Origin of the sequence: Nocardiopsis alba DSM 43377, assembly GCF_000341225.1 — a bacterium.
GTDB lineage: Bacteria > Actinomycetota > Actinomycetes > Streptosporangiales > Streptosporangiaceae > Nocardiopsis > Nocardiopsis alba.
Genome location: NZ_ANAC01000005.1, coordinates 163670 through 176198, shown reverse-complemented (window position 1 = coordinate 176198; position 12529 = coordinate 163670). Strand labels below are relative to the sequence as shown.

Sequence of the window (12529 nt, the reverse complement as noted above, 5' to 3'; positions counted from 1 at the left end):
ACGTTCCCACCTACCTCTAGACTGGCCGAGTGCGCGCCCTCTTCATCGTGAACCCCAAAGCGACCACGACCACCGACCGCACCCGCGAGGTGATCCTGGGCGCGCTGGCGTCGGAGCTGGACGTCACCACCGTCGAGACCGCCTACCGCGACCATGCTCGCGAACTGGCGCGCGAGGCCTCGTCCCGCGGCTACGAGCTCGTCCTGAGCCTGGGCGGCGACGGCACCGTCAACGAGGTCGTCAACGGCCTCCTGAGCACCCCGAAGGACCTGCCCCGCCCCCGCTACGCGGTCATCCCCGGGGGCAGCGCCAACGTGTTCATCCGCTCGCTGGGCGTCTCCGGAGACCCGGTCGAGGCCACCGGCCAGATCCTGGGGGCGATCCGCGCCGGCCGTGAACGCGAGGTCAATCTGGGCCGGATCACCGGCGACCAGGACGACCGCTACTTCACGTTCTGTGCCGGATTCGGCTGGGACGCCGACGTCGTGCAGCAGGTGGAGCATGAGCGGGAGAACGGCCGGAAGGCCACACCCGCCCTGTACGCGGAGGTCGCGGTAAAGCTGTTCTTCGGCGGGGATATCCGCGATCCGTCACTTACCGTGTCCACCGGCGGAAGGTCCCTGGACGAGGTCTATTTCGCTCTGGTCACCAACACCACGCCGTGGACCTACGCCGGGGCACTCCCTCTTCAGCCGACCCCGTCCTCCCGTTTCGAGCTGGGCCTGGACGCTTTCGCGCTGACCCGCTCCTCCTACTGGCTGACCGGGTGGGTCCTTTCCCAAATGTTCCTGCCCAAAGGGCTTCCCGCACGTGGCGACGGCTACGTGACCTGGCACGATCGTGACTCTCTGCGGGTCACCTCGAACCACCCGAGGGCCTTCCAAATCGATGGTGAATACCTGGGAGAGCGTGAAGAGGTCAACTTCCACTCGGTACCGAAGGCATTACGAATCTTCTGTTAATTACCGAGAAAAGAGCCATTCACGGCGACTGTGACACACCCGACACGTCGAACAGGACCTTCGGCCTCGGGAACTCTTGCGTGCCCTCCGTGATGCTGTCACGCTCAAGATATCGCCGCGAGTTACGGGCGAGTTAATTTGGGCGCTTCCCGCATGGCCGCGGGGTGAAACCTCGACCCCCGACGTGCGGACCCCTCCGGTGGGGCCCTTCCACCGGGTGCCCTTGCACAGCGATCGTGAAAAGCTTCACAACCTGTGAGGAGTGGACCGCATGGACTGGCGCCATGACGCAGCCTGCCGTGACGAAGACCCCGAACTCTTCTTCCCCATCGGCGCCCACGGACCCGCACTGATCCAGATCGAAGAGGCCAAGGCCGTCTGCGGGCGCTGTCCGGTCAGCTCCGCGTGTCTGCGCTGGGCCCTGGAGAGCGGTCAGGACGGTGGCGTCTGGGGCGGCACCTCCGAGGAGGAGCGGCGTCGCATGAAGCGTCGCGGCGGCCTCACCACGCGACCGATGGTCCGCACTTCCTAGAATCGTCCCACTCGGGACACACGAAGCCGACGTTCCCCCCGGCGCGAGGGGGAACGGCTCCGCTCCCTCGGACGACCCCCTATCCGTAGGGGACCTCGCCCTCCTCGTGCTCCAGCGGCAGGCTGATCGCGACCTCCGTGCCGCCGCCCTCCTTCGGTTCGATCGCCAGGGTGCCGCCCAGCTCCCCCACGATCAGGGTCCGCACGATCTGCAACCCCAGACTCGTGGTCCCCTCCAGATCGAAGTCCTCCGGAAGCCCCCCGCCGTCATCGGAGACGGCCAGTTCCAAGGTGCTCGGCACCTCGGACCCCGGCTCGGAGTCGAAACGCCGCACCCGCACCTCGATCTCCCCCGGCCCCTGGCCCAGACCGTGCTCGACCGCGTTCTGCACCAGCTCCGCCAGGACCATCGACAACGGCGTCGCCACCAGGGCGTTCAGCAGGCCGAAACCACCGTTCCGGCGCGGGATCGCCGCCTTCCCCGTGGAGGAGACCTCCGCGGCCATCTGCATGACCCGGTCCGCGATGTCATCGAAGTCGACGACCTCGTCCGGTGTGTGCGAGAGCATCTCGTGCACGATCGCGATCGACCCCACACGGCCCACCGCCTCGTCCAGGGCGGCGCGCGCCTCCGGCACGTCCAGACGACGGGACTGAAGCCTCAGGAGCGCCGCCACGGTCTGGAGGTTGTTCTTCACCCGGTGGTGGATCTCCCGGATGGTGGCGTCCTTGGTCATCAGCTCGCGCTCACGCCGCCGTAGTTCGGTGACGTCCCGGACCATCACCAGGGCCCCGATCCGCACCCCGTCGATGACCAGTGGGATCGCTCGCAACTGGACCGTGACCCCGCGCGCCTCGACCTCGGCCTCCTGAGGGGCCCGGCCGCTGGCCGTGTAGGTCAGGTTCTCGTCACGGGCCTCGCCCGGCGCCGCGAGCTCCAGGGTGGTCCGGTCCAGTCGCGCCCCGACCAGATCGGCGGCCAGACCCAAACGTCGGTACGCCGACAGCGCGTTGGGGCTGGCGTAGACCACCTCGCCGTTCTGGTCCAGCCGCAGCAGACCGTCGCCCACCCTCGGGGAGCGCACCATGAGCGGCCCCTGGTCGCTGAAGGGGAAGGCGCCCTCCGCGATCATCTGCGCCAGGTCGCCCGCGCTCTGGAGATAGGTGAGTTCCAGGCGGCTGGGGGTGCGGGCCGAACTCAGGTTGGTGCTGCGCTGGATGACCGCGATGAGGTTGCCCTGGCGGCGGACCGGAATGGTCTCCTCCCGCACGGGCACCCCGCCCGACCAGTCCGGGTCTCCGTCCCGGCAGATCCGCCCCTCGCTCCAGGCCCGGTCGATCAGGGCGCGACGGCCGACCACCCTGGCCCCCGAGCGGGAGGTGACATCGGCCATGTCGTCCCGTAGGACGGTCTCGACCAGGTCGTCCTGAAAGGCGGTCGGACCGGTGGTGGGCCGCATCTGCGCGGTGGCGACCCAGCCGTCGTCGTCACGGAGACGCACCCACAACACCAGGTCGGCGAAGGAGAGGTCGGCCAGAAGCTGCCAATCGGAGACAAGGGAGTGGATCCACTCCAGGTCCGCCTGTTTGAGTGACGTATGACGGCGAATGAGGTCGCTGAGGTGAGGCACTCACAAATCATCCCACGAAGCGGTGCATACTCAAGGGATACGCACTCGACCAGTGGTCCACACCAATCGGGGGCCGAAGGGCCGACCGCCGGCCGCTGACGGGCCGGGTGTGTGAGAGCGTGACGCCGCGAAGGAGACTGATGACTGGTCAGCGCACAACACTGGACGGCAACCCTCGTGTGCCCAAGTACTACCAGGTCAAGAAGCAGCTGCTGGAACTGATCGACGCCATGCCCGCGGGCAACCCGGTCCCGCCGGAGCGCGCCCTGGCCACCCAGTTCGGCACCTCGCGCACCACCGTGCGCCAGGCCCTGACCGAGATGGTCGTCGAGGGGCGCCTGCTGCGTATCCAGGGCAAGGGCACGTTCGTCGCCAAGCCGAAGGTCGCGCAGATCCTCCAGCTGACCAGCTACACGCAGGAGATGCGCGCCCACGGCCTGCACCCCGCCACCCGCATCCTGGACGTCAGCTACATCAACGCCGACGACCAGCTGGCCGAGCTGCTCGCGATCCGTTCGGGCGGCCGTGTGCTGCGGATCGAACGTCTCCGTCTGGCCAACGGCGAGCCGATGGCCGTGGAGACCGCCCACCTGGCCGCCCGGCGCTTCCCGGGCCTACGACGCCAGCTCGACCGCTACGCCTCGCTCTACGAGGCGTTGGCGAGCGCCTACGACGTCTCCCTCGCCGAGGCCGAGGCCTCCATCGAGACGGTCCTGGCGACGCCGAACGAGGCACGTCTGCTCGGTGTCGACGTGGGTCTGCCACTGGTGCTGCACTGCCAGCACAGCTTCGACGGCGACGGACATCCCGTGGAATGGGTCCGCTCGCTCTACCGGGGCGACCGGTACAAGTTCGTCACCCGGCTTCGTCCCCCCACGGACTGACCCCGTTCCCCGACCGCCCGGGCCCTTCCCCGGGCCGCGGGGCGGTCTCAGGAGCGGTTCAGGATGCCGGCCAGGGCCTCCACCACACGCGGGTCGTACTCGCTGTCGGTGTCCATGCGCAACCGTTCCAGGACGGCGGTGCGGCGCTCGGCGTCGCCGCTGTCCCCCACCAGGTCGTCGAAGGCGTTGGCGACCTTGATGATGCGACTGCCCAGGGGCGGCACCCCCTCGTCGCCGTCACCGGCCAGCGGCTCGCACTGACGTCGGACCAGTTCGGCGACGTTGTCCAGCACCCCGGTCTCCCGAATGATCGCCGACCCCAGCTCGGCGATCCGACGCTGTTCGCGCGGGGAGGCCAGCACGGTCGCCCCGCCCGCGATGGGCTCGCGCAGGGAGAGCTGACCGATGTCGTGCATGAGCGTCGCGTACTCCAGCTCCAGCAGTTCGCGCTCGGACAGCCCCAGTTCACAGGCGATCCCGTGGGCGAGCCGGCTCACCCTCCGGGAATGGCCGTTCTCGACGTAGCCGCCGACCTCGGTGACCCGGGACAGCGCCCGCACCGTCTCCAGGTAGGTGCGGCGCACCTCGGCGTGCCGACGGAAGGCGACCTGGGACACCAGGAGCGGGGCGCTGAACACCAGCAGACCGACCAGGCCGGTGACGGTGCAGGCCAGAGCGATGAGCACGCCGCTGGAGGAGATCGCGACACCGGTGGCGAACTGTGCCCGGGCCTCGTCCCGGCCGGCCACCCACAGGCGGGTGCGCAGGCGTTCGGCCCGCAGCACCGCGGAGACGGCCACGTCCACCAGCCAGGCCAGCGCCACCAGCACCGTCATGAGCAGGGTGACGAGGATCGAGGGCTCGGTGAGGGACAGGTACTCGGCCAGAGGCCGGAAGGAGGCCGCGAGCAGCAGGGCGACGAGCACCCTCCGAGCGGCGTCCTCCACCCTGGGCGTGCGCCCCACGGCCACGTGCGGCAGTTCGCCCAGAGCCACTCCCAGGGCGACCACGGCCACGACCTGGCCTACGCCGTGCTCGACCGGATCGCCGCCCACGCTGAGCAGGAACGCGTAGGCGATCGCCCCGGCCAGGGCGATCGGGGCCGATTCGCGGTTGCCGGGCAGGGTGATCCTGACCAGCTCGCCGCAGGCGATGACCAGGCAGAAGGCCAGCGCGACCGAGGGGTCGACGACCCCGTCGGAGGCCGTGCCCACCAACCCCACCAGCCCGGCGAAGCCCACACCGGACACCAGCATCGCCCGCAGGGGGCGGGAGGTCTGCCAGAACGGAACGTTCCTCCGGTGGTTCAGGACCCCGCCCTCGGGGCCCTCGCTCTGCACGTCCGAAGGCGCGCGTTCGTCCGACCGCCGCGTCATCACCGGTCCTGACCGCCCGTTCCCGCTCCGGCCGAGGTGGACTCGGCGACCGTCACCGCTCCGCCGGAGCCCTTCGCGGGCACGGCGTCCGCGCCCTGTTCGGGAGAGCCGTAACAGCCGCCCGGCGGTTCGGCGATGTCCGGGGTCTGCCATCCCTCGCGGGAGACGGCCCGGACCAACGCCTCCACCATCCTCGGGTCGAACTGGGTCCCGGCGCAACGTCGGAGTTCGGCGATCGCCTCCTCCACCGACCAGGCCTTGCGGTAGGACCGCGTGGAGGTCAGACAGTCGAAGACGTCGGCGACGCTGATGATGCGGGCGGACTCGGGGATCTCCATCCCCACCAGCCCCATCGGGTATCCACGTCCGTCCAGACGCTCGTGGTGGTGGCGGATGCCGGCGAGGGCCTCGTCGAGGAAACGGATCTCGCGGACGATCTCGTAGCCACGGGTCGGGTGGAGCTTGATCGCCGCGTACTCGTCCTCGGTGAGCTTCCCGGTCTTCTGGATCACCTTGGTGGGCACACCGAGCTTGCCGATGTCGTGGAGCATGCCGGCGTAGCGGATCTTCTGCACGCGTTCGGCGGACATGCCCAGTTCCGCGGCGATCATGGCCGAACCCTCGGCCACGCGCATGCAGTGCCCGCGCGTGTAGTAGTCCTTGGTCTCCACCGCCTGGCACAGGGTGGCCAGGGTGGCCTCGTGCGCCCGCACCTCGGCGGTCTGTTGGCCGAAGGTCCAGCGTGCGATGAACAGCGGCAGCAGCACCAGGAGCGGCGCGACGACCCCGACCGCGCCCCAGACCGCGGCGATCGCCAGGCCCAGCATCTGGTAGCCGATGGAGGTGACCTCCAGCGCGATCAGCGGACGCCAGCGTCGCGGCCGTGAACCGGCCGTACGGGCCACTCCGAGGCACCACATGAGGATGCCGATGAGCACCGAGTTGAACAGCGTGTGCGCGAGGACCGCGGCGACGTAGGGCGTGACGATGCCGGGGAAGTCCGACTGTCCCGGTACGCCGACGGTGCCGCCGAGGGCGAGATAGACGTGTCCGGCCGCGTACGCCGCGAGCGCGAACTGGGCTCCGTTGAAGGCCCGTTTGACCAGGCCCTGCCTGCGCAGCACCAGACAGGAGGAGAACCCGACCACCGCCGCCCCGACCGGGCCGACCAGAACGATCGCGGCCAGCGAGACCGCCGAGCTCGGCGATATCCCGGCCTCCTCCACGTCGACGAGGACGTGTGTGCTTATCGACTCCGCGACGACGAAGAGAACCGCGATGAGTACCAGGGTCCCCAGGTCGATACCCGTGTAAGGCCCCACGAGCACGATGGTGACGGCACTGACAACGATGATTCCGACGTAGACACGCGCGCCCCCTGGAAGAGCCCGCACCCCCGTTCACCCCCCACCGACGACGACCGGACTGTCATGATTTCACCGGTTCTGTTCTACCACCAGGACCACCCGGCAAAAGTGGAAGTCGAAAAATCCCCGTACGACTTCGGCACGCTCCCGTCGAGGAACACGGCCACCCCCTCCCCATGGCGACGCCCCGCTCATCCCCCGAGTACGCCCCGCTCATCCCCCGAGTACGCCGCGCAAATTACCCCATTCGTTGGATAAGGCGTCCAGTTTAACGGGCCACAACACCACCATGATTACCCACAACCCGAACCGGGCTCATGATCACACCCCGCCGAGGCGTGCATTTCCGGACTACGGAATTACTAATTCAATTAACAAACCTAAGCAACTACCGAGAGTAACTGTGAACCTTTTTCACACTATAGGGTACACGCCTGCCCACCGGCGTTCTCGACCCCGACCGGAGCGAATCCGACCAGGCATGATCACACATCGTGATGACATGAAACAAGTCGAACGACCTTCAAGGAAATTCATTCCGACTAGGTCACGACACGAAAGAGAGGAGCACCATCGGGCGTGTCGAGCACCACAGGAAGGACCGCGAAGAGGCCGCGTGACCAAAACCCTGAAACCCAAGGGAAACACCATGACACGGAACCACACAAGCCCACAAAAGTGACACATGCCAGCAGAACCCCACAATTGGCTTCAGGGAACAAAAAAGGCGAAGGCTGGAATTCCAGCCTTCGCCCCGGCGTGGGGACCCTAGACGGATGTTTCCGGGGTGTCCTCCCGGGCCTCACGGGCCAAGTGCTCCTCACGTGCCGCCGCCAGCCGACCGAGGATCCTGGTCCTCAGCTCCGGCGGGGCCGTGTCACAGCCACAGTGCTTGGCGACGAGCTTCTTCACGGCCTCCTCCAGGCCGTACTCGTCCAGGCACGGACCGCACCCGTCCAGGTGTCTGCGCACCTCATCGCAGTTGGACTCCTCGAGCTCACCATCGATATAGGTGTAGAGCTTGTCGAGCACCTCACTGCACGGGGTGTCCGATTCCGCTTTGTCGTGGCCGCCGCTCATCGCAGATCTCCTCGATCCGATCCGGTCGCCTGTCCCCGCCCAGCGGCGGAAGTTCCCGTGGCGACCGCCCCGGCGGCCTCGGCCGCACGCGTCGCCGGGAGGAAACCGCGGTCCACCGCGTACTCCTCCAAATGGGAACGGAGCTGCCGCCGTCCTCTGTGCAGACGCGACATGACCGTCCCGATGGGGGTCCCCATGATCTCGGCGACCTCCTTGTACGCGAACCCCTCGACGTCGGCGAGGTAGACCGCGATCCGGAAGTCCTCCGGCAACTCCTGTAGGGCGCGCTTGACGTCGCTGTCGGGGAGGTGTTCGAGCGCCTCGGCCTCGGCCGACTTCAGCCCGGCGGCCGTGTGCGACGCGGCCTGGGCGAGCTGCCAGTCCTCGACGTCCTCGGTACCCGCCTGCTTCGGTTCCCGCTGCTTCTTGCGGTAGGAGTTGATGAAGGTGTTGGTGAGGATGCGGTACAACCACGCCTTGAGGTTGGTCCCCGCCTTGAACTGGTGGAAGGAACCGAACGCCTTGGCGAAGGTCTCCTGAACGAGATCCTCCGCGTCCGCGGGGTTGCGGGTCATGCGCAGTGCCGCCGAGTAGAGCTGGTCGAGGTAGGGGAGCACATCCCTCTCGAACCGCTCGTCCCGTTCCTCGGCTGTCTCCTGGCTCTGTTCCAAGCCCTTCGGCCTCCTTGCGCTGGTCCCGGCTTGGGCTTCCATATCCCAACGATACGGTCCCACGACCTGGACCCGCGCGTCGACGCGGCCCCGCGTCGACACCGCTTCCTCACGCTCAAGGCACGCGCCGGCTGTCGGCATGATCTCGTGACCCTCCACTTCCGTCAGCGGACGCCTCCGGGTTCCGCTCCCCGGACGGTGTCGTTGTCAACAACGATCCCTCCGCGCTGATTCCGGATCCGGCGGGGACCAAGGGCCCGAAGTTCGTCGATCGGCCGATTGGCCTCGTCGTCGAAGGTGAGGCATGGCAGAGTGCGGGTAGGACCCTTTGAAGGATTGGGAGAGGAGTGCACGTGCGATCGTCCTCGACTCCGGCCTCCGATCACCCTCGATCACCCGCCGCCCAGTTCGCCACCACCGACCGTCTGTCGGATTACTGGCGCTTTTACTGGGCGGTGGCCGAGGCTCAGATCGGTCGTTGGCTGCCGACCACCCCGTCCCGGCTGCTCGACCTGTCCGGTCCGGACTTCCAGGGGACCCCACGCGCCGTTGCCGCCGGGCACGACGTGGTCACCCTGCTGCCCTCCGTGGACGCCGCCGTGCGACGCCCCCTCACCCTGGTGAACGGCCGGGCCGTGGTGCCCCCGCGCCCCTCCCGCCGAGGCCGCCTGCGTCACGTGGTCGGCGACTCGGCCCTCCTTCGTTCCTTCGCCGACGCCTCCTTCGACGGGGTGATCGCCGACAACCGGGTGCTCTCGCGCCACCTGGCCACGGAGGCCTCCATGGCCGAGGTCGCCCGTGTCCTGCGGCCGGGCGGTCGCGCCCTGTTCTGCGTCGACTCGGTGGTGCTGGGCATGGCCCTGCTGGCCGAACAGGACTACTGGCCCGAGCTCAGCCACGCCCCCAGCGCCGACGTACTCCTGGTCCCCTGGCCGGACGGCTCCATCACCCGCTGTTTCACCGCCGAGCAGCTCACCGAGATGGTCGCCGAGGCCGGACTGGAGCTGGAGTGGGTCAAGCCGCGGACGGTGCTGTCGGCCTCGACCGTGGAGATGATGCTGGACCGCGATCCGCGTTCGATGAGCCGGCTGGTCGAGATGGAACTGCACGCGGCCGAGTCCGACGACTACGTCGGCGTCCACCTGATCGCCAGCGTGGTCAAACGCGGCTGAGACGCTCGAGCATCCGCACGCGCACACGCCCTCTCGTCGAAGCCGTCGGGCCCGCCGCTCCTGCTGAGAACGGCGGGCCCGAGGGCGTGCTCTCCTAGTCGGCCAGCGGCAGGTAGACGCGGTTGCCCTGTTCGGCGAACTCCGCGGACTTGTCGGCCATGCCCTTCTCGATGGCCTCGACCGTGTCCAGACCGTTCTCCTCGGCGTACCTGCGCACGTCCTGGGAGATCTTCATCGAGCAGAACTTGGGACCGCACATGGAGCAGAAGTGCGCGGTCTTGGCGGGTTCGGCGGGCAGGGTCTCGTCATGGAAGGCCTGGGCCGTCTCGGGGTCCAGCGACAGGTGGAACTGGTCCTTCCAGCGGAACTCGAAGCGCGCCTTGGACAGCTCGTCGTCCCACTCCTGCGCCTTGGGGTGCCCCTTGGCGACGTCGGCGGCGTGGGCGGCCAGCTTGTAGGTGATCACACCGGTCTTGACGTCGTCGCGGTCGGGCAGACCGAGGTGCTCCTTGGGGGTGACGTAGCAGAGCATCGCGGTGCCGTGCCAACCGATCTGGGCGGCGCCGATCGCGGAGGTGATGTGGTCGTAGCCGGGGGCGACGTCGGTGGCCAGGGGGCCGAGCGTGTAGAACGGCGCCTCGCCGCACAGCTCCTCCTCCAGGCGCACGTTCTCCTCGATCTTGTCCATCGGCACGTGGCCGGGGCCCTCGATCATCACCTGCACGTCGTGGGCGCGGGCGATGTGGGTGAGCTCGCCGAGGGTCCGCAGCTCGGCGAACTGGGCCTCGTCGTTGGCGTCGGCGATGGATCCGGGGCGCAGACCGTCACCGAGCGAGAAGGTGATGTCGTACCGCCGGAAGATCTCGCAGAGCTCCTCGTAATGGGTGTAGAGGAAGCTCTCCTTGTGGTGGGCCAGGCACCAGGCGGCCATGATCGAGCCGCCGCGCGAGACGATGCCGGTGACGCGACGGGCGGCCAGCGGCACGTAGCGCAGCAGGACGCCGGCGTGGACGGTCATGTAGTCCACTCCCTGCTCGGCCTGTTCGATGACCGTGTCCCGGTAGATCTCCCAGCTCAGCCGGGTGGGGTCGCCGTCGACCTTCTCCAGCGCCTGGTAGATGGGGACGGTGCCGATCGGCACCGGGGAGTTGCGGATGATGCGTTCGCGGGTCTCGTGGATACGCTTTCCGGTGGACAGGTCCATCACGGTGTCGGCGCCCCAGCGGGTGGCCCAGACCATCTTCTCCACCTCCTCCGGCACCGAGGAGGTGACGGCGGAGTTGCCGATGTTGGCGTTGATCTTGACCAGGAACCGCTTGCCGATGATGGTCGGCTCGGACTCGGGGTGGTTGCGGTTGACCGGGATGACCGCCCGGCCGATCGCGATCTCCTCCCGGACGAACTCGGGATCGACGCCCTCGCGGGCGGCCACGAAGCGCATCTCGGGGGTGATGATCCCGGCCTTGGCGTAGGCGGCCTGGGTGACCGCGCCGCCGACGGGTTCCAGGGCCCAGTCCTCACGGGTGCGGGGAAGGCCCCGGTGGACGTCGATGTCGGCGTTGTCGTCGGTGTACGGGCCTGAGGTGTCGTACAGGTCGAAGTGGCTGCCGTTGGTGAGTTCCACCCGCCGCGCGGGGACGCGGAGCGTGCGACCGGAGGGGTCTTCGAGCTCGCTGTACACCTTGTGAGATCCCATGATGGGACCAGTCGTGACCTGGTGCACGTCGGCGATGGGGGTTACGCGGCCGTCGATAGCCGTCATGGCATGCCTTCCTACGTCGGAATTACCCGAACAGGTTCTGCGGTCGGCGACACCGTCGAGTCGCCCTCTCAGCCCGCCATGGCGCGAGCTCCCGCGTGTGCGTATTCAGATGTGCGCACGTCGAACGTGCGTGGGGACACCACGATCGGGGTGTCCGGGCCGGGGACTCCGTCCTCGGCCTCGCACACCATACACAGGCCATGCCCCGACCTGTCCAGGGTTCACCGGGTCAGAAAAGTGTCTCCGGTTCGTCACCCTCGGTGTCGGAGACGGGTTCCAACAGGTCGGGGCGGTTGTTCTTGATGCTGTTGACGTCGGTGGAGACCTCGTCGACGTCGAAGCGGTCCACCGGCGTCCGGTCCATCAGATGGGTCAGCTCGTCGAGACCGGTGGAGGGATCGAGCCAGGAGGCCCACCCGTCGGAGGGGACGATGATCGGCATGCGCTCGTGGATGTGGGCCAGCTCGGGCGCGGCCTCGGTGGTGATCACCGCGCACGACCAGACCCAGGCCCCTGGGTCGTTCTCGTCGACCTCGGGGTCGCGCCAGCGTTCGAAGATCCCGGCCAGGGCGAGCGGCTCCTCCTGGTGGTAGTGGATGGAGAAGGGTTTCTTGGCCGCCTTGGCCTTGCGCTTACGGTGCTGGGGATCGGTCGCGGGCGAGGTGCTCGCCTCGGCGGTGCCGTCCTTGTTGAGCAACTGCCACTCGTAGTAGGCGTCGGCCGGAAGCAGACAGCGGCGGTGCCGGAACGCGGAGCGGAAGGCCGGCTTCTCGGCGACGGTCTCGCTGCGGGCGTTGATCATCCGGTAGCCGATGTTGCGGTCCTTGGCCCAGGAGGGGATCAGTCCCCAGCGCAGGGTGTGCAGGGAGCGCGGGCCCGGCTCCGCCTCTCCCGACCCCTGCGGAGGCGGGCCGAAGACGGCCTGGACCGGGCGTCCCGGGGAGATGTTGTAGTCCGGGTCGAGCTCCTCCAGTGGTGGCCAGGCGCGCGGGTCGGCCTCCTCCCCCACCGCCTGTTCGGGCAGGCCGAAGGCGAGTTGGAGCTGGTGCACGTTCCTGGACTGGGCATAGCGACCGCACATGTGTCCGATTCT

The 12529-nt window shown here is 68.2% G+C and carries 11 protein-coding genes; 4 read left to right on the top strand and 7 right to left on the bottom strand.

Annotation, left to right across the window (positions count from 1 at the left end; translation table 11 throughout):
• Positions 1–29: 29 nt before the first annotated feature.
• Together D451_RS0104440 and D451_RS0104435 are read left to right on the top strand one after the other, a co-directional pair.
• Entirely contained in the window at positions 30–962 is a 933-nt protein-coding gene (locus tag D451_RS0104440) for a diacylglycerol/lipid kinase family protein (RefSeq protein WP_017533553.1), read from the top strand.
• A gap of 271 nt (positions 963–1233) precedes the next feature.
• Positions 1234–1494: a WhiB family transcriptional regulator gene (locus D451_RS0104435; protein WP_014913036.1), complete on the top strand. Its 261-nt coding sequence runs from the start codon at positions 1234–1236 to the stop codon at positions 1492–1494.
• A gap of 79 nt (positions 1495–1573) precedes the next feature.
• Here the strand turns inward: D451_RS0104435 and D451_RS0104430 are convergent, their stop codons facing one another.
• Positions 1574–3124, bottom strand: a complete 1551-nt coding sequence (locus tag D451_RS0104430) for a sensor histidine kinase (protein ID WP_014913377.1) — start codon at positions 3122–3124, stop codon at positions 1574–1576.
• A 140-nt stretch (positions 3125–3264) separates the two neighbouring features.
• Between D451_RS0104430 and D451_RS0104425 the strand changes: the two genes are divergently transcribed.
• Positions 3265–4008, top strand: coding sequence for a GntR family transcriptional regulator (locus D451_RS0104425; RefSeq protein ID WP_026124822.1), 744 nt, complete (start codon positions 3265–3267; stop codon positions 4006–4008).
• Between the two features lie 47 nt (positions 4009–4055).
• Here the strand turns inward: D451_RS0104425 and D451_RS0104420 are convergent, their stop codons facing one another.
• From D451_RS0104420 to D451_RS0104405, 4 genes are all read right to left on the bottom strand, one after another.
• Entirely contained in the window at positions 4056–5387 is a 1332-nt protein-coding gene (locus D451_RS0104420) for an HD-GYP domain-containing protein (protein ID WP_017533552.1), read from the bottom strand.
• Positions 5384–6712 (bottom strand): HD-GYP domain-containing protein, encoded by a 1329-nt coding sequence (locus D451_RS0104415; protein ID WP_026124821.1) that lies wholly within the window; start codon positions 6710–6712, stop codon positions 5384–5386. The genes D451_RS0104420 and D451_RS0104415 overlap by 4 nt, the downstream gene beginning before the upstream one ends.
• An 807-nt stretch (positions 6713–7519) precedes the next feature.
• Positions 7520–7831 (bottom strand): mycothiol system anti-sigma-R factor, encoded by a 312-nt coding sequence (gene rsrA / locus D451_RS0104410; RefSeq protein ID WP_014910737.1) that lies wholly within the window; start codon positions 7829–7831, stop codon positions 7520–7522.
• Positions 7828–8502 (bottom strand): sigma-70 family RNA polymerase sigma factor, encoded by a 675-nt coding sequence (locus D451_RS0104405; protein WP_014909874.1) that lies wholly within the window; start codon positions 8500–8502, stop codon positions 7828–7830. The genes rsrA and D451_RS0104405 overlap by 4 nt, the downstream gene beginning before the upstream one ends.
• Before the next feature lie 347 nt (positions 8503–8849).
• On the opposite strand from D451_RS0104405, the gene D451_RS0104400 reads away from it, so the two are divergent.
• The gene (locus D451_RS0104400; protein WP_017533550.1) at positions 8850–9674 is read left to right on the top strand and encodes a class I SAM-dependent methyltransferase; all 825 of its coding nucleotides are present in this window, start codon (positions 8850–8852) and stop codon (positions 9672–9674) included.
• A gap of 94 nt (positions 9675–9768) precedes the next feature.
• On the opposite strand, the gene thiC is transcribed toward D451_RS0104400, so the two are convergent.
• Both thiC and D451_RS0104390 read right to left on the bottom strand, forming a co-directional pair.
• Entirely contained in the window at positions 9769–11436 is a 1668-nt protein-coding gene (thiC, locus tag D451_RS0104395) for a phosphomethylpyrimidine synthase ThiC (RefSeq protein WP_051067453.1), read from the bottom strand.
• Between the two features lie 229 nt (positions 11437–11665).
• Positions 11666–12517: an SOS response-associated peptidase gene (locus D451_RS0104390; protein ID WP_017533549.1), complete on the bottom strand. Its 852-nt coding sequence runs from the start codon at positions 12515–12517 to the stop codon at positions 11666–11668.
• Positions 12518–12529 lie beyond the last annotated feature (12 nt).

Bases quoted from the DNA above. Each gene is read 5' to 3' on its own strand.
- D451_RS0104425 (WP_026124822.1), top strand. From the start codon at position 3,265: ATGACTGGTCAGCGCACAACACTGGACGGCAACCCTCGTGTGCCCAAG.
- D451_RS0104390 (WP_017533549.1), bottom strand. From the start codon at position 12,517: ATGTGCGGTCGCTATGCCCAGTCCAGGAACGTGCACCAGCTCCAACTC.
- rsrA (WP_014910737.1), bottom strand. From the start codon at position 7,831: ATGAGCGGCGGCCACGACAAAGCGGAATCGGACACCCCGTGCAGTGAG.
- D451_RS0104435 (WP_014913036.1), top strand. From the start codon at position 1,234: ATGGACTGGCGCCATGACGCAGCCTGCCGTGACGAAGACCCCGAACTC.
- thiC (WP_051067453.1), bottom strand. From the start codon at position 11,436: ATGACGGCTATCGACGGCCGCGTAACCCCCATCGCCGACGTGCACCAG.